Here is a 20,455-nt window from a genome sequence, read left to right as displayed (position 1 = left end):
TCGATCAGTTCTCGGGAGCCCCGACCCCCATGACGACGCAAGCCCTGGTGCAGGTGCTGGCGAGCGGCCTCCTGATGGGCTTGATCTACGCCCTGATCGCGGTCGGACTCTCCCTCATCTTCGGCCTGATGGACGTGGTGAACTTCGCCCATGGCGAGTTCCTGATGCTGGCGATGTACGCGACCTTCGGGCTGGTGCTGGTCACCCGGCTCGATCCGGTGGTGCTGATGCCGCTGGTCGCGGCCCTGCTCTTCATGCTGGGAGCCGCCGCCTACATGGGCGTGGTGCGCTTCGCCATGCGGGCCAAGGCCAACCAGGGCATGGTGCAGATCTTCGCGACCTTCGGGCTCGCGATCCTGCTCCAGGGCGCGGCGCAGTACCTGTTCACGCCCGATTACCGCAACGTCCAGAACACCTGGCTCGGCGGGCGCACCCTCGAACTCGGCGGGATCTTCCTGCCCTGGCCGCAGATCTTTGGCGCTTTCGTCTCGCTCGCCGCCTTCGGGGGCCTGCACCTCCTGATGAGCCGCACCGATTTCGGCCGCGCGCTCGAAGCCACCCGCGAGGACCAGGGCGCGGTGGCCCTCGTCGGCATCGACCGCAACCGGGTCTTCGCCCTCGGCTGGGGGCTCGGGGCCGCGCTCGTCGGCCTCGCAGGCGCCGTGCTGGCGATCTTCTACTACATCCACCCCCAGGTCGGGGCGAGCTTCGCCCTCATCGCCTACGTCACGGTGGCGCTCGGCGGCTTCGGCAGCGTCGGCGGCGCGCTCGTCGCCGGGATCATCGTCGGCCTCGTCGAGGCCTTCACGGCGGTGATCCTGCCGCCGGCGCTGAAATCCATCGGCGTCTACGCCCTCTACCTCGCGGTAGTGTTCGCGCGGCCGCAAGGCCTGTTCGGGAGGCTTTGATGACCACGCTGACCACCGCCCTCGCGCCGGGCTCCGCCCCCGCCCGGGCCGAGGCGAGCTACGCGGCGAAGCGCCGGCGCAAGCTGATCGTCGCCGCCCTGGTCTTCGCCGGCCTCGCCGCGCTTCCCTACGGCATCCGCGACGTCTACCTCCAGAACGTCCTGATCCTCACCCTGATGTATGCCGCGCTCTCGCAGAGCTGGAATATCCTGGGCGGCTATTGCGGCCAGGTCTCGCTCGGCCACGCGCTGTATTTCGGCTTCGGCGCCTACGCGACCTCGGTCCTGTTCGTCAATTACGGCGTTCTGCCGTGGTTCGGCATGCTGGCGGGCGGGATGCTGTCGGCCGTCGTGGCGCTGATCCTCGGCTATCCGTGCTTCCGGCTGGCCGGCCACTACTTCTCGATCGCCACCATCGTGATCGCGGAGATCGGCCTGCTGCTCGTCCACAACTGGGACTTCGTCGGCGGCGCGATGGGCATCCAGTGGCCGTTCAACCCCGATTCGTGGTGGACGCTGCAATTCGCCCGCGACAAGATCCCTTACGTCCACTTCGCCGTCGGCTTCCTGGCGGTGGTCTGGTTCGTGACCTGGCTGATCGAGGGCTCGCGCTGGGGCTACTGGTGGCGCGCGGTCAAGGACGACGCCCAGGCCGCCGAGAGCCTCGGCGTCGAGGTCTTCCGCTCCAAGATGGCGGCGGCCGCGGTGTCGGCCTTCTTCACCGCCATCGGCGGCGGCTTCTACGCGGCCTACGTCTCCTACATCGATCCCGAGAGCGTGATGAGCTTCCGCTTCTCGCTGCTCTTTGCTCTGCCGGCGGTGCTCGGCGGCATCGGCACCCTGTGGGGCCCGCTCGTCGGCGCGGCGATCCTGATCCCGCTCACCGAGATCAGCCGCTCCTATCTCGGCGGCAACGGCAACGGCCTCGACCTGATGCTCTACGGCGTGCTGGTGATGGTGGTGGCGCTGGCCCGGCCCGAGGGCGTGCTCAGCCTGTTTCGCCGCACCCGCAAGGCCCGCAACGAGGAGGCGACACCGTGAGCACGCCTGCTGCAACCTCGCCCCTGCTGCGCATCGACCACGTGACGCTCCGCTTCGGCGGCCTTGTCGCCAATGCCGATGTCAGCCTCGACGTGCCGGAGGGCCAGATCCTCGGCCTGCTCGGGCCGAACGGCGCCGGCAAGTCGACACTGTTCAACCTGATCTCCGGCACCTACCAGCCGAGCGAAGGAAAAATCTTCTTCAAGGGCGAGGACATCACCCCGCTCTCGGCGCCCGAGCGCTGCCGGCGCGGCATCGCCCGCACCTTCCAGGTGCCGCGCTCCTTCGACTCGATGAACGTCATCGAGAACGTCATCGTCGGGGGCTTCGCCCGCCACGCCAGCGCTGCGGCGGCGCGACGGGTGGCACTCGAAACCCTCGACTTCGCAGGGCTCAGTCACCGCGCCGAGGCCGTGGCCGGCGAGCTGACGCCGCCCGAGAAGCGCCGCCTCGAGGTCGCACGCGCACTCGCCACCGAGCCGAAGCTCCTCCTCCTCGACGAGGTGCTGACCGGGCTCACCCCGAGCGAGGCCAAGGCCGGCGTCGAGCTGATCCGCAAGGTGGCGGCGAGCGGCGTCACCGTCATCATGGTCGAGCACGTGATGGAGGTGGTGATGCCGCTCGTCGACCGTGCCGTGGTGCTGCATCTCGGCCGCGTGCTCGCCGAGGGCCACCCGACCGAGGTGGTGCGCCACGAGGGCGTCATCACCGCCTATCTGGGGGAGCGTCACCGTGCTGCTTGAGGTCCGCGGGCTCTCCACCGCCTATCAGGGCCTGTTGGCCATCCAGGGCGTCTCGATCGAGGTCGATGCCGGCGAGATCGTCGTCGTGGCCGGCGCCAACGGCGCCGGCAAGTCGACCCTGCTGAAATCCATCGCCGGGATGGAACGGCCGAAATCCGGCGAGGTGGTGTTCGACGGCACCCGCCTCGACGGCCTGCCCGGCCACGCCATCACCGCCAGGGGCATCGCCTACGTGCCGGAGAACAAGCGGCTGTTTCCGCGCCTGTCGGTCGCCGACAACCTGCGGCTCGGCAGCTACCTCCATCGCAAGGCCGCCGACCGCGAGGCGCCCCTGGAGCGGGTCTTCGCCCTGTTCCCCCGCCTCAAGGAGCGCCTGCCGCAGCGCGCCGGCACCCTCTCGGGCGGCGAGCAGCAGATGCTCGCCATCGGCCGCGCCCTGATGACCCGGCCGCGCCTGCTGATGCTCGACGAGCCCTCGCAGGGCATCATGCCCAAGCTCGTCGACGAGATTTTTTCCGCCATCGAGGCGATCCGCGCCTCCGGCACCACGATCCTGCTCGTCGAGCAGCGCCTGGCGGAATCGCTCGGCATCGCCGACCGCGCCTACGTGCTCCAGACCGGCCGCCTGATGCTCTCGGGGCCGGCTGCGACCCTGCGGGACGATCCGGAGGTGCGGCGGGTGTATCTGGGGATTTGACGCTCCATCCGGTCGCTCCACCCAGTCGAACAAACACCAGACCTCCCACCCTCCGCGTCATTTCGGGGCTCGCCAAAGGCGAGAACCCGGGATCCATAACCGCGGGAGCTTCAGGATGAGGCGGGACCTCTTCCGCTTCATTCTCGATCCTCAGCGTTTATGGATCCCGGGTTCCGCTGCGCGGCCCCGGGATGACGCGGAGGGTTGGTCATGTCGTGGGGACGAGGCGAGCGGGCCTCGGGTAAGCCGGAGACTCCCTCCCGCCGCACCGATGCTCTACAGAGGGGCCTCACGGAGAGCCCCTTGATGACCAGCCGCACCACCGAGATCACGCTTGAGCGCATCGCCCTGATCCGGCGGCTGGTCGTGGCCTGGGACCCGGCGGGGCAGGGCGCTCCGGTGATCCACCCGGACGCGCCCTATGGCAGCCTCGACCGCGACGGTGACATCGCCAACGTCACCGGCGACGACGAGGGCGCGGCCGAGGGGCACCGGGCGGTGGGCGAGGCGCTGGTCGCTTTCCTGCATCATGCCGAGCTGAAGCCCGGCCGCTACAGCTACCACAACCCCCTGACCAAGCTCGACCTGTCCCACGTCTCCGACGTCTTTCGCGACGAGGGCACAGGAACGTCGCCCGAGCAGATCGTGTTCGAGGTCGGCCCCGAGCACGTCGCCCTGATCCGCCACCTGGCGATGGGCTGGGACGAGGCCCGCGGGGTGCCGGCGGTGGACGGCGCGGCGCCCTACGGTGCGGGCGGCCTGGAGGAGGCGATGACCCGAGCGCTCGGGGACCGGCACGAGGACCTGGCACACCTGCACCGGTCGATGCAGCCGGCCCTGCAGATCTTCCTGCGCAGCGCCGACATCGCGCCGGGGGATTACACGATCGCCTGACCGGGCGCGCGAGAGCGTCCGGGGGGTTCACCGCACCAGCGGCTCGGCCACCATCTTCACCGGGTGGCCGCGGCTGACCAGCACCGCCGCGCTCGAATGCTCGGGGTCGGTCTCGAACCGGGTGCGGACCCAGGCGACCAGGAACTTGGCGTATTCCGAGGCGAGCAGCCGCGCCGAGCCCGGGTGGCGCCACCACTGGTCGGGATCGACCCCCTCGGGGACGACCGGGTGCGGCACCACCTGGTGGCCTTCCGCCAACGCGTGGTCGAGCTCCACCAGGGTGCGCGGCATGTGGTAGTTCGAGGTCACCACCGCGACGCTCCGAAAACCGTTCTCGCGCATCCAGCGCCGGATCTCGATGGCGTTGCCGATGGTGTTGCGGGCCCGGTAGTCGAGGTCGACGCAGCAGTCGATCAGGTGCTGCTGGCCCGGGTTGAGCCGGGCGATCTCGTCGCGGCTGGTGCGCTCGTTGACCCCGGTGATGAGGAGCCGCCGGCCGTAGCCGCCGGCGAGCAGGTCCATCGCGTCCTCGATGCGTTGCGCCCCGCCGGTGAGCGCCACGATGCCGTCGGAGGGGCCGAGCGGCACCCGCTCGGAGCGGGCGAGGCCGGCCACGAAGGCGAGGAAGCCGAGGGCGAGGGCGAGGCCGCCGGCGAGCCCCAGGCCGGCGAGGCCGAGGGCGAGGCGCCGGCGCAGGCTCCACCGGGGCGGGGGCGGTCCCTCGGATCCGCCGCCCGACCAGGACCATCCCACCACGTCGCCGGTTCGCGTCGTCATTCCGCGCTGCATCCGCGAGGTCATCTCACCCGTGCCGAGCATAGTGCCGATTGCGGCGGCCGAGAGGCAACCGTCACCGGGGCCGATTCGTTCACTCGGGCCGCCCCTGTGAAGAGCGGGCAAGGAGCGAGGCTAGCCGCCGTATCTGGCGCAAGGCTGTCCCCGGGGAAGGATCTCACTCCTCCAGCAACGCGTCGAGATCCGCCGGGGTGAGCGCGCTGGTCGGCGTGCCGTCGTGCTCGAAGAGGGATTGGGCGAGCGCGCTCTTGCGCGCCTTCAGGTCCTCCATCTTCTCCTCGATGCTACGCGCCGCGACGAGCTTGTGGACGAAGACCGGCTTGTCCTGGCCGATGCGGTGGGCGCGGTCGACGGCCTGGGCCTCCACCGCCGGGTTCCACCACGGATCGTAGAGGATCACGGTGTCGGCGGAGACGAGGTTGAGCCCGGTGCCGCCGGCCTTGAGGCTGATCAGGAAGACCGGGACCTCGCCGGATTCGAAGCGCCGCACCGCCCCCTCCCGGTCACGCGTGCGGCCGGTCAATTCCGTGTAGGCGATGCCGGCTTGGGCAAGCCGCGGCTTGATCAGAGCGAGCATCGAGGTGAACTGGGAGAAGACCAGCACCCGGCGCCCCTCGGCCAAGAGCGCGTCGAGCAGTTCCTCCAGCCGGTCGAGCTTGGCCGAGCCGGCCTCCTGCGTCCGGTCGAGCTTCAGCAGGCGCGGGTCGCAGCAGGCCTGGCGCAGCTTGAGCAGGGCGTCGAGGATGACGATCCGGCTGCGCTCCCAGCCCTTGGCGGCGATCGCCTCCCGCACCCGGGCGTGCATAGCGAGCCGGATCGACTCGTAGAGGGCGCGCTGGGCCTCGCCCATCTCGACCTCCTCATTGATCTCGGTCTTCGGCGGCAGGTCGCGCGCCACCTCCTCCTTGGTCCGGCGCAGCAGGAACGGCTTGATCCGGCGGGCGAGGAGCCGGCTGCGCTCCGGATCGCCGTGCTTCTCGATCGGCGTGCGCCAGGTCCGGGCGAAGGCCTTGCGCTCGCCGAGCAGGCCCGGGCAGGCGAAGGAGAACAGCGACCACAGCTCGGCGAGGTTGTTCTCCAGCGGCGTGCCCGAGAGGCAGAACCGGTGCCGGGCCGACAGGCCGTGGATGAGCTGGGTCGTCGTCGCGTCCGGGTTCTTGATCGTCTGCGCCTCGTCGAGGATCAGGAGGTGCCAGTCCTGGGCGGAGAGCACCGCGTGGTCGCGGGCGACGAGGGGATAGGTGGTGAGCACGAGATCGTGGCCGTCGATCGCGTCGAAATGCTCGCGGCGGCCCTGGCCGTGCAGGACGAGGACCCGCAGATCCGGGGCGAAGCGCTCCGCCTCCCGGCGCCAGTTCGCCATCAGGCTCGTCGGGGCGATCACCAGGGCCGGCCGGTCGAGGCGCTCTTCCGCCTTCTCGCGGGCGATCAAGGCCAGCGCCTGCACGGTCTTGCCGAGGCCCATATCGTCGGCGAGGATCCCGCCGAGGCCGGCCTCGCGCAGGAAGGCGAGCCAGGACAGGCCCTCCGCCTGGTAGGGCCGCAGGGTCGCCCGGAAGCTCTCCGGCGGGGCCACCTGTGGGATTCCGCCCTCGGCGAGCAGCATCCGGCCCATGGCCCGCAGGGCCTCGCCGCCGCGCCAGGCCAGCATCGCCGCCGCGCTCACCCGCTCCAGGGCCGCCAGGGTGGCGGCGTCGACGAGGCCGAGCCTGAGGCGCCCGCCCTCGCCGGCACCGCCGCCGAGGCTGAGCTCGCGCAGGGCGAGCAGGATCGGCTTCAGGCGCGCGCCCGGCAGGGCCAGCATCCGCCCGTCGGAGAGCGGCACCATCACCGGCTCGGCCGAACTCTCGTCGATCGATTCGATCGTGAAGTCGGGCCGCGCCAGCAGCGCCGCGACCGGCTCGGCGAGGGGGATGCGCTCGCCCTCGATCTCGACCCCGAGGTCGAGCTCCAGCCAGTCGATCCCGGTGCTCTCGTGGATCTCGAACTCGACCGCCGCATCCGGGTACAGCACCCGGCCGCGGAAGCTCGGATCGGTCACGATCTCGAACCCCGCCGCCTTCAGGGCCGGCAGGGTCTCGGCCTGGAGCGCCGTCCAGGCCTCCTCGCCGGCATCGGGCACGAAGTCCCGGGCGTGGCGCGGGCCCAGGTTCGGGCGCTTCTCCTGGACCGGCGACAGGCCGTGGGCGAGGAGCCGCGCCACCGCTCGCTGCTCGGCCGGCTTGTCGCGCTCGACCACGAAGAGCCGCCCGCCGGAGAGCCGCGTCGGCCGCGCCCGCAGGTCGCCGAGCGGCACCGTCACCGGCCCGTAGCGGAAGGAGAGAGCGGCGAGGCGCAGGGCCTCGGGCGGCGGCGGCTTGCCGTAATAGAAGAATGGCGGCGGGATCTCGATCTGGGTCAGGCGCAGCACCGGAACCGGCGCCGTGTCGACGATCGTCTCCCGCGGCGGCTCCGGCAGGCGGACGCTCAGGCCGGGCACCCGCTCCGCGAGGGCGGCGTTGAGGGCGTGCGCCGAGGCCGCCGGCAGGGGAGGGGCGTCCGCCAGGGCGGCGGCGATGTGGGCCGGCAGGCCGAGTTCGATCGGCCCGACGAGGCCGGCCCCGGGATCGAGATAGACCGGCGGGTAGGCCGCGAGCGCCAGAACGCCGCCGTCGTCTTCGCCGTTTTCCTGGCCGTTTTCCTGGCCGTCGAGGCGCGGATGCGGTGCCAGGGTCTCCTCGTCCTCCACCCAGGCGAGATGGCCGGACCGGGGCGGTCCTGCGGCGAGCGCCGGCCCGAGCACGGTCCCGAACCGGGCCCGGCCGGTCGCCAGCACCTGCTCCAGGATCCCGGCCCCGGCCTGGTCGAGCAGGGGATAGGCCGGCGGCGCGTCGCCGTCGGCCTCGCGCATCCGCCCGTGCAGGGCCTTGAGGATGCGCAGGTCGGAGGGGCGCAGGTACTGGGCCGGGTTCGACGCATAGGCGATGCTCGCCGGGTCGACCGGGCGGGGCTTGGCAGACATCTCCCCGCTCTTCAGGAGGCGGGCCTGCATCGGCGCGACGCCGAGCCGGGGCGCGGTGCCGCCGCGGCCGGGGAGCGCCACGAGGACGTAGATCAGCCGCCGGTCGATCTCGGGCGGGAAATCCTCGCCGCCGGTCCGCCGGACGAGGTCGAGCCGGGCGATCCAGCTCTGCAGGGCGGGCGTCAGGGCGTCGGACGAGTCCTGGAGGTGGAGCAGGCGGGCGGCCCGCTCCTCGGGAGTCGGCGGCGGGGGCGGCGGGGGCCGCGAGATGCCGCCCCTACGCAAAGCCCCGAGCAGCACCGCCACGACGTGACGGCAATTGTAGCGCTCGTGGCAGGTGCAGTTTCCGGTGATGTGCGCGCCGTCGTCGTCCTGCTCCACGGTGATCGAGACGGTGAACACCGTCCGCCCGCTGCGGCTCTCGACGTCCCCCTCGACGTGCTCGTCCCCGTCGACCTCGACCTCAAGCACCCGGCCCTGCCCCAGGTCGCGTTCGCCGTCGTTGAAGTTGCCGCGTCCGCAGTTGCGCAGGATGTCGCGTTCGGTGAATGAGAGGGTCCTGCGCATCGAAACGGGGTCCGCCTCCGGCCTGCCAGGGCCAAGGTAGGGAACCGGTCCGGCGTTGGAAACCGCAACGGCAGCCGGCCGGGCGAATCGCCTGTGCGTCTCCCGTCGGCCCGGAACGGACGGCCCCGCCTGTCGTTCCGGACCTTGACGGGACAGCAGGAGTGACGAGCACCCCATGACCATCGATCCTGCGCGGACCATCGATCCTGCGCGCGACGCGACCGAGACCCTCCTTCAGCCCGGCCGCACCTGCTGGTGCGTGGCGCGGGCCGAGCGGGTCGCGGTGATGATCGACTCCGCCGAGTATTTCGCCCGGCTGGAGGACGCTCTGCGCCAGGCGCGTCACTCGATCCTGATCGTCGGGTGGGACTTCGACGGGCGCATCCGCCTGCGCCATGATGCGAGCCCGGAGGAGTCGCCGCCGCTCGGGCCGCTCCTGCGCGACCTCGCCGCGCGGCGGCCCGGGCTTCAGGTGCGGGTGCTGGTCTGGAGCGTCGCGACCCTGCACGGGCCGGGCGCGGCGCTGCCGCTCCTGTTCGGGGCCGAGTGGGAGGCGCATCCGCACGTCACCCTGCGCCTCGACACGCACCACCCGCTCTACGCCGCCCATCACCAGAAGCTCGTCTGCATCGACGACCGGATCGCCTTCTGCGGCGGCATCGACCTCACGGTCGGGCGCTGGGACACCACCGCCCACACGGCCGGCGATCCGTTGCGCACCAATCCCGACGGCGAGCTCTACCCGCCGGTGCACGACCTGCAGATGGCGGTCGACGGCGAGGCCGCCGCCCGTCTCGGCGACGTCGCCCGCGAGCGCTGGCGCGCCGCCACCGGCGAGGTGCTGTCGCCGGTGGCGGGGGCCGCACCCCTATGGCCGCAGGGCCTGGATCCGCTCTTCACCGACATCCCGGTCGGCATCGCCCGCACCATGCCGCTCCAGGGCGACGAGCCCTCGGTCGAGGAGGCGGCGGCGCTCACCGCCGCGTCCCTGGCCTCCGCCCAGGCGACGATCTACCTCGAGGCGCAGTACCTCACCGCCGATTTCGTCGCCGATGCGCTCGCCGCCCATCTGGCCGCCGAGGATGGGCCCGAGATCGTGGTGGTGCTGACGCGCCGCTCGCACAACTTCACCGAGCGCGTCGCCATGGGCACGCCCCGCGACCGGGTGCTGCGCCGCCTACGCGCCATCGACCGCTTCGGGCGCCTGTTGGTCGCCTATCCGGTGGTGCCGGGGCCCGAGGGAGATTGCGAGATCGAGATCCACGCCAAGCTCGTCCTCATCGACGACCGCTTCCTGCGCATCGGCTCCTCGAACCTCAACAACCGCTCGGTCGCCCTCGACACCGAGTGCGACCTCGCGGTCGAGGCCCGGAACGCCGAGGAGCGCGCCGCGCTCCGGGCCCTGCGCGACCGCCTGGTGGCCGAGCATCTCGGCGTGGCCCCCGACGTGATGGCCGCGGCGATCACCGAGGGGGGCCTGATCGCGGCGATCCGGGCCCATATGGGCGGGCCGCGCAGCTTGCGCGTCTGCGAGGTGCCGGAGGAGGAGGGCCTGCTCGATCCGCTGGTCAGCTCCGAGCTTCTCGACCCGGAGCGGCCGTTCGGGACGGCGTAGGGGCCCTCAATGATGCCCTTGCGTCATTGCAGGGCGTCGCAGTAACCGGGATGCATCATCCCGGAGGTTTGCGTGGAACTCTCCGATCTCGTGCGCTTGACCGAACGCCATGAGCTGAGCGCCTTCGACGCCGGAACGGCCGATCTCGAGGGTCAGAGTGCCTGGCTGCGCGACCACGGCCTCGCGAACGACCGGCGTGGCCTCACGCGCGTCTTCGTCGCCACTTATGCCGGCACGATGCAGGCCGCTGCCTTCTTCGGATTGGCACCGGGCATCGTCGCGCGGGATTTGCTGCCGCGGCGCCTTCGGCCGCACGGCACGCCGCTCGCCATCCCGGGCATCCTCATCGCGCGTCTGGCGGTGGACCGGACGCTGCAGGGCCAGGGTATCGGTCGTGACCTGACGCTCGCGGCTATCGGTCGGGCGCTGCGTGCGCAGGAGCACGCGGGCGGAGCACTCGTCATTGTAGATGCTGCGGGTGAGAAGGCACAGCGGCTCTACGCCCATCATCGCTTCACGCCCGTCACGAACATCACCAGCCAGACGACCCGGATGGTGCTGCCGATGTCCATGGCCGATGAACTGATGCGGCCGCCCTGAGCCGCTCGCCTCACACCCAGCGACGGTTTGCGACCTCGCGTCGAAGCTCGTCCGAGACGGTGGGCGGATCGTCCAGCAAGGCGAGGAGGGTGTCGAATTGCTCGGCCGACACGATTGTCAGCCCCGGATCGTCGCCGCCTCGGCGCATCTCCTCACGCGGAGTGCGACGCTCGACCGCGTCCCCAGGCAGGGGCGGCTTTCCGGTGTGTTGGCGAATTGGAGCGCGGTTTTTCATCGGAATCTCCGACTCCTCATATAGCGCATTCCCCCGACCAACGCCACGCGCGGATCACGACGGCCGCGCCGGGGCGGCCTCCCGCGACGCCCCGCCCGCATCGCGCCACCGGAACACCGCCTCGGTCGCCGCGAAGGCGAGGAGGCCGAGCGCCAGGGGGCCGAGGAAGTACAGGCACCGGAAGGCGATCAGAGGGCCGATGACGTCGGTCTTCGGCAGGAGGTGGACGACCACGCTCTCGATCACCCCGACGCCGCCGGGGACGTGGGTGATCAGCACCGCCGCGTTGGCGATGACGAAGACCGAGGCGACCGCGAGGTAGCCGACGTCGGAGACCGCCGACAGCACCTGGTGCAGGCAGGCCGAGACCAGGGCGAAGTTGACCGCGCCCAAGCCCACCTGCGCCGCCGCGAGGGGCAGCGGCGGCATCTCGATCGACCAGCGCCGGAAGGTCAGGGGTTTCCGCCACCAGGCGGCGAGGCTGAGATAGATCGCGACGCCGCCCGCGCAGGCGAGGCCCGCCGCCAGGACGGCGCCCTTCCCCAAGCCCGTCACCTCCCGGGCGAGGTCGGGATAAACCAGCACCGCGACGGCGCCGAGCGCCATCAGGCCGACCGCGACGGTGACGCCGCAGAACAGGACCGCCTTGGCGACGTCCGCGGTCCCGAGGCCCCAGCGGGTGTAGAAGCGGTAGCGGATCGCCCCGCTGCTCAGGCCCGCGAAGCCGATGCTGTGGCCGAGCGAGAGGCTGATGAAGGCCGCGAGCGCCACCCTGGGATAGGGCAGGGGCTTGCCGGCGGCGCGCAGGGCCAGCCAGTCGATCCCGGTGAGGCAGAGATAGCTTGCGGCGGCGAAGCCCCCGGCGGCGGCGAGCCGGCCGGCGGGGAGCGCCCGCACCGACTCGACGAGCTGAGCCAGGCTGTAGCCGGCGAGCGTCCGGTAGAGGAGGTAGCCGCCGAGCGCGACGCTCAGCACGGTGAGGAGGATGGTCCAGAACCGGCGGCGCGCGGAGGTCTCTTTCTTCGCCTCGGCTTTGTCGTGAGCCTGCGTCACGCGGGTTCCTCTCGGGGCACGGGGATGCGGGGGGCGGAGACCGGCGCGAGGTCGAGGTCGGCGACGAGCGGCAGGTGGTCGGAGGCGATCCGGGCGAGCCTGCCGCCGAGCGTGCGCACCCCCCGCACCGCGATGCCGCGGCTGACGAAGACGTGGTCGATGCGCAAGAGCGGCAGGCGGGCCGGGAAGGTCGGCCGCAGCCAGGCGGTTGCGCCCTGCGCGTCCGGAAGCCGGGCGGCGAGGCGGCGATGGACGCCCGATCCCGGCAGGGCGTTGAAGTCGCCGAGCAGCACCACCGGGTCGCGGCAGGCCGGATCGCCGAGGAAGGCGGGCCCGAGCAGCGCCTCGGCCTGCGCCCGCCGCTCGCCCCGGCCGAGGCCGAGATGCGTCGTGACGACCTGCACCTCGGTGTCGCCGGCGGTGACGGCAGCCCAGAGCGCGCCGCGGGGCTCGCACCCGGCCCGTTCCGGCAGGCCCGCCGCCCGCATCAGCCGCGAGGGCAGGGCGGTCAGGATCGCGTCGCCGTAAAACTCCTCCATCACCCGCATGGCCGGGTGGAAGTGGGAGCGCATGCCGAGATGGCCGGCGATGGCTTGCGCCTGGTCGATCCCGCCGCTGCGGGCGCGGCCGACATCGAGCTCCTGGAGCGCCACCACGTCCGCCCGGCAGGCGGCGATCACCGCGGCGATGCGCTCCGGATCGAGACGGCCGTCGGCGCCGAGGCAGCGGCGCACGTTGTAGGTGAGGACGCGGAGCAACCGGGCGGGGCCTTCGAGAGCGCGGACGATCTCCCTCAACGGCCGAGCCTGGCGGTGGTTCGGGCCCTGCCGTCACGCTTGCCGGAAAAGCGCAATGTTAGATCATGAACGGATCAAGCCGGCGCGCGTTCACTCCCGGCGCCGCAAGGATGCGACGCGGACAGGCGCGCGATGCGAGACGCGGGGGAGACCGGATGAGGCTCGTGGTCTTTGGCCTGACGATCAGCTCGTCCTGGGGCAACGGCCACGCGACGCTGTGGCGGGGCCTGGTCCGGGCGCTCGCCCGACGCGGCCACAGCGTGGTGTTCTACGAGCGCGACCTACCCTTCTACGCCCCCCACCGCGACCTGACCGAGATCCCGAACGGGCGCCTCGTGCTGTTCTCCGACTGGGCGGAGATCCGGGGACAGGCCGCCCGCGACGTGGCCGCGGCTGACGTCGCGATGGTGACCTCCTACTGCCCCGACGCGCGCGCGGCCACCGACCTCGTCCTGGGATCTTCGAGCTTGCGGGTGTTCTACGACCTCGACACCCCCGTCACCCTCGATTCCCTACGCCGCGGCGAGGCGGTGGATTATGTCGGGCCGCAAGGATTCTCCGGCTTCGACCTCGTGCTGAGCTACACCGGCGGGCCGGCGCTCGACGCGCTCCGGGACAAGCTCGGGGCACGCCGCGCCGCACCGCTCTACGGCCACGTCGATCCGGAGGTGCACCGGCCGGCACCGCCGCAGGCGCACTACGCCGCCGACCTCTCCTATCTCGGCACATACGCGGCCGACCGACAGGCCAAGGTCCTGTCCTGCCTCGTTGAGCCGGCGCGGCGGCGGCGGGACCGGCGCTTCCTGATCGGCGGGGCGCAGTACCCGCAGGATTTTCCCTGGACCGACAACATCTTCTTCGTGCGCCACCTCGCCCCGCAGGAGCACCCGGCCTTCTACGCCTCCTCGCGCCTGACCCTCAACGTCACCCGCGCGGCGATGGCCGCCATGGGCTGGTGCCCGTCGGGCCGGCTGTTCGAGGCGACGGCCTGCGGGGCCGCTTTGCTGAGCGACGCCTTCGACGGGCTCGACGCCTTCTACCGGCCCGGCGAGGAGATCCTGCTCGTCGAGACGCCCGACGCCGTGCTCGCCGCTCTCGACCGGAGCGACGCGGAATTGCGCCGCATCGCGCAAGCCGGGCGCGCCCGCACCCTCGACCATCACACTGCCGCGCACCGGGCGGCGGAGCTGGAGGCCATCCTCGACGAGGCCCGAAACCCCGTCGCCATGGAGGCGTGACACCGCATGTGGGGCATCGTTCCGGCCGCGGGCCGCGGCAGCCGCATCCAGCCGCTCGCCTTCTCCAAGGAGTTGCTGCCGGTCGGCAGCCGCCTGCGCGACGGGGCCGAGCGGCCTTGCGCGGTCAGTGAGTACGTCGTCGAGCGGATGATCCGCGGCGGCGCGGACAAGATCTGCTTCGTGATCGCCCCGGGCAAGTCCGACATCGTCGAGTATTACGGCTCCGGCTACGGGCCGGCGCCGATCGCCTACGTGGTGCAGCCGCGCCCCGCGGGCCTGTGCGACGCGCTGTTTCGCGCCCTGCCGCTGATCGCCCCCGACGAGCCGGTGCTGGTCGGCCTGCCCGACACGGTGTGGTTCCCGGATGACGGCCTGGCGCGCCTGCCGGTGGGCGGGCTGTCCTTCCTGCTCTTCCCGGTCGACCGGCCGGAGCTGTTCGACGCCGTGGTGCTCGACGGCGAGGCGGTGCGGGAGATCCAGGTGAAGCGGCCGGATGCCGCCTCGTCCTGGGTCTGGGGAGCGTTCAAGCTCACCGGCCGCATCCTCGCCGAGCTGCACGCCCTCTGGCAGGCGCGGCAATGCCGCGACGAGTATGTCGGCACCCTCGTCAATGCCTGGCTCGAAGCCGGCGGCCGGGCGACGGGCCTCCGCGCCGGCAGCGCCTACGTCGATACCGGCACACTCAACGGCTACCGCGCCGCGATGGCGCTCCTCGGGCCGGCGGAGGCGGGGGAAGAAGGGTCGCCCCTTAACGGGCCGGAGGCGTCGGCGACGCTGTAAGCTCGGAGCCTGCCGAACGTCGCGCCCAAAAACGTACCACCCTCCGCGTCACTCCCGGGCCGCGCAGCGGAGCCCGGAGTGACGCGGAGGGTGTGAAGACTGCTGAGAATGTCGGTCAGCTATCACGCGATGGTCGGCACGATCCCGCCCTCGACCCTGAGGCTCGCCCCGTTGGTCGCCGCGGCGAGCGGGCTGGCCAGATACGCCACCAGGCCGGCGATCTCCTCGGGATCGATCATCCGGGCGAGGAGCGAGAGCGGGCGGTGGACCCGGAAGAATTCCGCCTCCAACTCGTCCGCCGGTGCCTCGGGATCGGAGGCGACGTTCTTCAAGAAGTCCACGATGCCCTCCGAGCGGGTCGGGCCGGGCATCACCGAATTCACCGTCACGCCGGTGCCGCGGGTACGCTGCGCCAGGCCCCGGGCGATGGTGAGCTGGGCGGTCTTCGACACCGCGTAATGCAGCATGTCGGGCGGCGGCACGAGGCCGGACTCGCTCGACACGAACACGATCCGCCCGGACTTCCGCGCTAGCATGCCGGGGAAATAGGCCTGGGCCAGCCGCGCGCCCGAGACCACGTTGACCTCGAACAGGCGGTGCCAGTCGGAATCGGTGATTTCCTCGAACGCCTTCGATTCGTAGATGCCGAGGTTGTTGACCAGGATATCGACCGCCGGCACCGCCGCGACCAGGGCCGCCGCGCCGTCAGTAGTCGCCGGATCGGCCAGCACCGTGCGGGGCGCCCGCGCCCCGGGCTCGGCGGCGATCGCTTGCGCCGCCGCATCCAGCTTCGCCTGGGAACGCCCGGGCAGCACCACCTCGGCGCCCTCCGCTGCCAGGCGGCGGGCGATGGCGAGGCCGATGCCCGCGGTGGCGCCGGTGACGAGGGCGGTCTTGCCGTCGATCTTGAGGTCCATGGTCGGTCTCCGTCTCTGGAGATCCCGAGATGACGACGCCGGCGATTGATGACCAGCGCGCGCCGGCACGATGATCGTGCATCGGACGCAACAATGGACGGCCCATGGACAACCGGCTCGGCGAGATGGAGGCCTTCGTGCAGGTGGCGCGCCGCGGCAGCTTCGCCTCCGCCGCCAAGGCCCTGCGCTGCACGCCCTCGGCGGTGAGCCGGGCGGTGGCGCGCCTCGAGGTGCGTCTCGGCGTCGGGCTGATCCGGCGCACCACGCGGGCGATGACCCTGACGCCGGAGGGCGACCTGTACCTCGCTCGCGCCGGCGAGCTGATCGCCGAGTTCGACGCGATCGAGGACAGTTTCGGCCGCGACGCCGCCCAGCCGAGCGGCCTGCTCCGGGTCAATGCCTCGGTGCCGTTCGGCATGCGGGTGATCCTGCCGGTGCTGCCGCGCTTCCTCGTTGAGCAGCCGCGGATGCGGGTCGATCTCGCGCTCACCGACGACGTGGTCGATCTCGTCGAGGCGCGGGCCGACGTGGCGATCCGCATCGGGCCGTTGCGGGACACGAGCCTGCGGGCAAAGCTCCTCGGCCGCAGCCGCCTCGCGGTGGTGGCGGCGCCCGCCTACCTCGCGGAGCGCGGCACGCCGGTCCATCCGGACGCGCTCCCCGACCACAACTGCCTCAACTTCAGCTTCCGCCGCTCCCTCGACACCTGGCCGTTCCTGGTCGACGGGGCGGTGTCGCAGCGGCCGGTCCACGGCAACTTCTTCGGCAATTCCGGCGAGGTGGTGCGGCTGATGGCGCTCGGCGGGGCGGGGCTCGCCCGGCTCGCCCGCTTCCACATCGACGAGGACATCGCGGCGGGCCGCCTCGTGCCGGTGCTCGACGACTTCAACCCGGGCGACGCGGAGGACATCCACGCCCTCTATGCCGGGCACGAGCGGCTGTCCTCGCGGATCCGCTGCTTCGTCGACTTCCTGGCGGCGCATGCCGTGGTGCGGGGATGAGGCGGTTCACCCGTTCCACTCCGCCGCCTGCGCCAGGATCCATTCGCGGAAGCGCGCCACTTTCGGGGCGTCGGTCTCGGTCGGGGTGACGAGGAAGAAGCTGTAGGGGCTCGCCACCTCGTCGGAGAACGGCCGCACCAGGCCGGTCCCCGCTTGGCCGATGCCCGCGACGAGGTCGCCCCCCAGCACCCGGGTGGCGAGGCCGACCCCGCCGCCGGCGGTGGCGACCTGCAGGATCATGAAGGTGTGGGTGAAGCGCGGCCCGCGCGAGGCGTCGATGCCGGTGACGCCCGCCGCCGCGAGCCATTGCGGCCAGTCCACCGCCTCGATGTCGATCGGATCGTCGTCGTGGAGCAGCGTGTGGCGGGCGAGGTCTTGGGGGCTGCGCAGGGGCGGCTCGCCGTCGCGAAGGCCAGGGCTGCAGACCGGGAAGACGACGTCGTGCATCAGGAGGTCCGAGCGCAGGCCCGGATAGCGCCCGCGCCCGTGCCGGATCGCCACGTCCGTGTCGTCGCGGGAGAAGTCCACCAGGCGGTTGTTGGCCACCACCCGCACGTCGAGATCGGGATGTTGCGCCCGGAAGCTGCCGATGCGCGGGATCAGCCACAGGCTGGCGAAGGAATGGGTGGTGCTCACCGTCAGCACGTGGTCCTGGCCCTGGCGGCGCAGGCGGGCGGTGGCCTCGGCGAGGTGGTCCAGCACCTCGCCGGCGGACGCCGCGAAGCGTTGGCCCGCCGGGGTGAGGGCGACGCCCCGGCTCGGCAGGCGGCGGAACAGGGGGAGGCCGAACCAGCCCTCCAGGATCTTCACCTGCTGCGCCACCGCGCCGGCGCTGACCCCGAGCTCGTCCCCCGCCTCGTGGAAGGTGGCGTGGCGCGAGGCGGCCTCGAACGCCCGCACCGCGTTGAGCGGCGGCAGGCGGCGGCGGGGATTGCGGTCGAGGGACATGCGGCGACCCCGGTGGGAAGTGGCCCAGATTTCCTGCGGCGGCGGACGAGTCGATCTGGTTTGCTCGCAGCGTGCCCGAAAGGCAATCTCCACTCATCGAGCAACCCGCCCGTCCCATCCGGAGACAGCCATGACGAGCCTCGTCGCTGGCCGAGGAAACCTGCGCCTCGTTCCCACCATCCGCATCGCCCCGCCGCGCCGGCGCGCCGCCGTCACGCTGATCCAGCGGCTCGAATTGTGGGCCGACCGCCGGCGCGAGCGCCGCGCCCTGATGGCCTGCCCCGAGGGGCTCCTCAAGGATGTCGGGCTGTCGCGGAGCGACGCCGTGCGCGAGGCCGGGAAGCCGTTCTGGCGGGACTGATCCGCCGGGCATCGACCACCGGCATCGTCGTTGCCGACATTGACCGCAAGGAACGGGATGCCGCCGGGATACCCCTGCGTCAGGGTGCGGCATCCATCCCGGAGAGCCCGTTTCCATGCAGCCCGCCGCCAACCGTCCCATCTCCAACCGTCCGATGACCCCGTCCGAATGGGGCCTGCTCCTCGGCCTCTCGGTGCTGTGGGGCGGCTCGTTCTTCTTCGTCGGCGTCGCCCTGCGGGCGCTGCCGCCGCTCACCCTGGTGAGCCTGCGCGTCGGCCTCGCCGCCGCGATCCTCGCCCTGGTGCTCCGGCTGCGCGGGATCCCGATGCCGCGGGGCGCCTCGGTCTGGCTCGCCTTCCTGGGCGCGGCCTTCCTCAACAACGCGGTGCCGTTCTGCCTTATCGCCTGGGGGCAGACCCACATCGCCTCGGGCCTCGCCGCGATCCTCAACGCGACCACCCCGCTCTTCGGCGTGCTGGTGGCCCACGTGCTGACCGACGACGAGCGCCTGACGCCTAACCGCCTCGCCGGCGTGCTGGCCGGCCTCGCGGGCGTCGCCGTGATGGTCGGCCCCTCGGTCCTCGCCGGGCTCGGGGGCGAGGCGCTGGCGCAAGGCGCAGTCCTGCTCGCCGCGCTCTCCTACGCCTTCGCGGGGATCTACGGGCGGCGCTTCAAGCGCATGGGCATCCCGCCGCTCTCGGCCGCCGCTGGCCAGGTCGCTGCCGCGACCTTGCTGCTCGGCCCCGTCGCCCTCGCGGTCGACCGGCCCTGGACCCTGGCCGCGCCGCCCGTCGCGGCGGTCGCGGCGGTCATCGGCCTCGCGGCGCTCTCGACGGCGCTCGCCTACGTGATCTTCTTCCGCCTGCTGGCGAGCGCAGGCGCCACCAACCTGATGCTCGTCACCTTCCTGATCCCGGTCTCGGCGCTGCTGCTGGGCGCCCTGGTGCTGGGCGAGCCGGTGGTGCCGCGCCAGCTCCTCGGCATGGCGCTGATCGGGCTGGGGCTGGTGGCGATCGACGGTCGGTTGCTGCGGTGGCGGAGTGGCGCGCGGCTCAACCGGCCGCCTGCGACGTCGCCCGAGCGGTGAACTTGTAGGCACAGACGAGCGCGAGCACCGTCGCGAGGATGTCGAGGCGCCGGGGGATCTCCGGCACGAAGACCATCGCCGCATCGGCCAGGACGAGCACCGCGAAGGCGGCCGCCCAGGCGAGGGTGACGGCGCGGTTGACCCGCCCGAATTCCGGGGTGGCCCAGACCTCGGGCGGCGCGGTCTCCCGGGCGTACTGGAGCGTGAAGGGCCGCCCGGCGGCCAGCGAGGCGAGCACGATGACGAGCAGGCCCGCATCCACCACGAGGCGCACCGCCGGGATCGTCCAGACCTCACCCGTGGCGCGGGTGTAGATCGCGAGACCGGCGAAGAGCACGAGCGTGCCGGCCTCCAGGATCTTGAGCGAGCGACCGAGGACGACCCGGTCGCGCAGCATCAGGGCGGCGGCGACGATCGCGCCGGCCCACAAGGCGGCCTCCACGAATCCGAGATGGATCAGGACCGCGAAGGCGAAGAAGGGTGCGAAGCTCGCGAGCAGGTTCATGACCGTATCCTTCGCCGCGGCCCGCCGTCCCGGATGCCGCGTTGCTGTGCGATACTGCCTCCTGATCTCTTGTAAAGCCATGCTCGCGGGACATCGTGCCCGATCGAACCGCGATCCGATGCGGTCACACTGGTAGAGTTCGGGTGTCTTGCCCCACCATGACGGGCACGTGCACGTCGATGACGGTGCCCGGCCGGTCGGGGGCGAAGCGGCCGTCATAGAGCTCGAAATCCGTGCCGCCCGCACCAGCCGGCGCTCGCGCACATGCGCCATCGGCGCGAGGTCCATCCGGGCGGTGAACAGGCGCGAGAAACGATAGGGCGACAGGCCCGCGCGCTCGGCGAGGCGGGCGAGCGTCAGGCGCTCGTCGAGGTTCCGCTCGATCCAGGCGAGCGTGTCGGCGACGAGGTCGGGCGTGGGGGAAGGAGCTCGGTGGGCGGGGGCGCGGTCCATGCCGTCATCATGACGGAGGGGCGCGGGAGCGTCCTGACCGGTCTTGCTGTGGGTGGAGGCTTACGGCATGAGCAGCTTGCTCAGAAGCTGTGTGGGTCGGCCCAACCAAGTCCAAACGCTCCACGTCATGTATGGACGGCCCCCGTTTCGCAAGGGTTTGTGAGCCTCGGTTTGTGCCAGTCGGTTCAGGAGCAGTCATGTATCCGGCCTCTGATGCCGT

The 20,455-nt window shown here is 71.7% G+C and carries 20 protein-coding genes; 12 read left to right on the top strand and 8 right to left on the bottom strand.

Annotation, left to right across the window (positions count from 1 at the left end):
* The first annotated feature begins 29 nt into the window (after positions 1–29).
* The 5 genes from ABZT49_RS14565 (at position 30) to ABZT49_RS14545 (ending at position 4,282) form a co-directional block, all read left to right on the top strand.
* Positions 30–908: a branched-chain amino acid ABC transporter permease gene (locus tag ABZT49_RS14565; RefSeq protein ID WP_355286747.1), complete on the top strand. Its 879-nt coding sequence runs from the start codon at positions 30–32 to the stop codon at positions 906–908.
* On the top strand, positions 908–1,948 hold the full coding sequence (locus ABZT49_RS14560) for a branched-chain amino acid ABC transporter permease (protein ID WP_355286746.1): 1,041 nt from the start codon (positions 908–910) through the stop codon (positions 1,946–1,948). The genes ABZT49_RS14565 and ABZT49_RS14560 overlap by 1 nt, the downstream gene beginning before the upstream one ends.
* Positions 1,945–2,691 carry an ABC transporter ATP-binding protein gene (locus ABZT49_RS14555; protein WP_355286745.1) on the top strand — a complete coding sequence of 249 codons (747 nt, stop codon included), beginning with the start codon at positions 1,945–1,947 and terminating at the stop codon, positions 2,689–2,691. The genes ABZT49_RS14560 and ABZT49_RS14555 overlap by 4 nt, the downstream gene beginning before the upstream one ends.
* Positions 2,684–3,388 carry an ABC transporter ATP-binding protein gene (locus ABZT49_RS14550; protein WP_355286775.1) on the top strand — a complete coding sequence of 235 codons (705 nt, stop codon included), beginning with the start codon at positions 2,684–2,686 and terminating at the stop codon, positions 3,386–3,388. The genes ABZT49_RS14555 and ABZT49_RS14550 overlap by 8 nt, the downstream gene beginning before the upstream one ends.
* A 303-nt stretch (positions 3,389–3,691) precedes the next feature.
* Positions 3,692–4,282 carry a hypothetical protein gene (locus tag ABZT49_RS14545; RefSeq protein ID WP_407943506.1) on the top strand — a complete coding sequence of 197 codons (591 nt, stop codon included), beginning with the start codon at positions 3,692–3,694 and terminating at the stop codon, positions 4,280–4,282.
* Positions 4,283–4,309: 27 nt separating this feature from the next.
* Here ABZT49_RS14545 and ABZT49_RS14540 read toward each other — a convergent pair whose 3' ends face one another.
* Both ABZT49_RS14540 and ABZT49_RS14535 read right to left on the bottom strand, forming a co-directional pair.
* Positions 4,310–5,059, bottom strand: a complete 750-nt coding sequence (locus ABZT49_RS14540; protein WP_355286743.1) for a YdcF family protein — start codon at positions 5,057–5,059, stop codon at positions 4,310–4,312.
* Positions 5,060–5,234: 175 nt separating this feature from the next.
* Positions 5,235–8,645: a DEAD/DEAH box helicase gene (locus tag ABZT49_RS14535; RefSeq protein ID WP_355286742.1), complete on the bottom strand. Its 3,411-nt coding sequence runs from the start codon at positions 8,643–8,645 to the stop codon at positions 5,235–5,237.
* A 175-nt stretch (positions 8,646–8,820) separates the two neighbouring features.
* Here ABZT49_RS14535 and ABZT49_RS14530 point away from each other — a divergent pair, with 175 nt between their 5' ends.
* Positions 8,821–10,260, top strand: coding sequence for a phospholipase D-like domain-containing protein (locus tag ABZT49_RS14530; RefSeq protein ID WP_355286741.1), 1,440 nt, complete (start codon positions 8,821–8,823; stop codon positions 10,258–10,260).
* Between the two features lie 72 nt (positions 10,261–10,332).
* Positions 10,333–10,860, top strand: a complete 528-nt coding sequence (locus ABZT49_RS14525) for a GNAT family N-acetyltransferase (protein WP_355286740.1) — start codon at positions 10,333–10,335, stop codon at positions 10,858–10,860.
* 10 nt (positions 10,861–10,870) lie between these two features.
* Here ABZT49_RS14525 and ABZT49_RS14520 read toward each other — a convergent pair whose 3' ends face one another.
* The 3 genes from ABZT49_RS14520 to ABZT49_RS14510 are packed head-to-tail and all read right to left on the bottom strand — an operon-like array spanning position 10,871 to position 12,906.
* Positions 10,871–11,095, bottom strand: coding sequence for a hypothetical protein (locus ABZT49_RS14520; protein ID WP_355286739.1), 225 nt, complete (start codon positions 11,093–11,095; stop codon positions 10,871–10,873).
* A 54-nt stretch (positions 11,096–11,149) separates the two neighbouring features.
* Positions 11,150–12,148, bottom strand: a complete 999-nt coding sequence (locus ABZT49_RS14515; RefSeq protein WP_355286738.1) for a YbhN family protein — start codon at positions 12,146–12,148, stop codon at positions 11,150–11,152.
* Complete coding sequence (locus tag ABZT49_RS14510; RefSeq protein WP_355286737.1) at positions 12,145–12,906, bottom strand: endonuclease/exonuclease/phosphatase family protein; 762 nt, start codon at positions 12,904–12,906, stop codon at positions 12,145–12,147. The genes ABZT49_RS14515 and ABZT49_RS14510 overlap by 4 nt, the downstream gene beginning before the upstream one ends.
* 194 nt (positions 12,907–13,100) lie before the next feature.
* On the opposite strand from ABZT49_RS14510, the gene ABZT49_RS14505 reads away from it, so the two are divergent.
* Together ABZT49_RS14505 and ABZT49_RS14500 are read left to right on the top strand one after the other, a co-directional pair.
* Positions 13,101–14,183, top strand: a complete 1,083-nt coding sequence (locus ABZT49_RS14505) for a glycosyltransferase (RefSeq protein WP_355286736.1) — start codon at positions 13,101–13,103, stop codon at positions 14,181–14,183.
* A 6-nt stretch (positions 14,184–14,189) separates the two neighbouring features.
* Positions 14,190–14,963: a nucleotidyltransferase family protein gene (locus tag ABZT49_RS14500; protein WP_355286735.1), complete on the top strand. Its 774-nt coding sequence runs from the start codon at positions 14,190–14,192 to the stop codon at positions 14,961–14,963.
* Positions 14,964–15,085: 122 nt separating this feature from the next.
* On the opposite strand, the gene ABZT49_RS14495 is transcribed toward ABZT49_RS14500, so the two are convergent.
* Positions 15,086–15,880 carry an SDR family oxidoreductase gene (locus ABZT49_RS14495; protein WP_355286734.1) on the bottom strand — a complete coding sequence of 265 codons (795 nt, stop codon included), beginning with the start codon at positions 15,878–15,880 and terminating at the stop codon, positions 15,086–15,088.
* 104 nt (positions 15,881–15,984) lie between these two features.
* On the opposite strand from ABZT49_RS14495, the gene ABZT49_RS14490 reads away from it, so the two are divergent.
* Positions 15,985–16,881 carry a LysR family transcriptional regulator gene (locus ABZT49_RS14490; RefSeq protein WP_355286733.1) on the top strand — a complete coding sequence of 299 codons (897 nt, stop codon included), beginning with the start codon at positions 15,985–15,987 and terminating at the stop codon, positions 16,879–16,881.
* Between the two features lie 6 nt (positions 16,882–16,887).
* On the opposite strand, the gene gcvA is transcribed toward ABZT49_RS14490, so the two are convergent.
* Positions 16,888–17,829, bottom strand: coding sequence for a transcriptional regulator GcvA (gene gcvA / locus ABZT49_RS14485; protein ID WP_355286732.1), 942 nt, complete (start codon positions 17,827–17,829; stop codon positions 16,888–16,890).
* 130 nt (positions 17,830–17,959) lie between these two features.
* Between gcvA and ABZT49_RS14480 the strand changes: the two genes are divergently transcribed.
* Positions 17,960–18,190: a DUF1127 domain-containing protein gene (locus tag ABZT49_RS14480; protein ID WP_093568470.1), complete on the top strand. Its 231-nt coding sequence runs from the start codon at positions 17,960–17,962 to the stop codon at positions 18,188–18,190.
* A gap of 115 nt (positions 18,191–18,305) precedes the next feature.
* Positions 18,306–19,277, top strand: a complete 972-nt coding sequence (locus ABZT49_RS14475) for a DMT family transporter (protein WP_355286731.1) — start codon at positions 18,306–18,308, stop codon at positions 19,275–19,277.
* Here ABZT49_RS14475 and ABZT49_RS14470 read toward each other — a convergent pair.
* Positions 19,243–20,235 carry an AraC family transcriptional regulator gene (locus tag ABZT49_RS14470; RefSeq protein ID WP_355286730.1) on the bottom strand — a complete coding sequence of 331 codons (993 nt, stop codon included), beginning with the start codon at positions 20,233–20,235 and terminating at the stop codon, positions 19,243–19,245. The two genes, ABZT49_RS14475 and ABZT49_RS14470, sit on opposite strands and share 35 nt — an antisense overlap.
* Positions 20,236–20,455 lie beyond the last annotated feature (220 nt).

It is taken from the genome of Methylobacterium sp. EM32, from assembly GCF_040593685.1.
In the GTDB taxonomy this organism is placed as follows: domain Bacteria; phylum Pseudomonadota; class Alphaproteobacteria; order Rhizobiales; family Beijerinckiaceae; genus Methylobacterium.
This window is presented reverse-complemented; position numbering and strand designations above follow the sequence as displayed.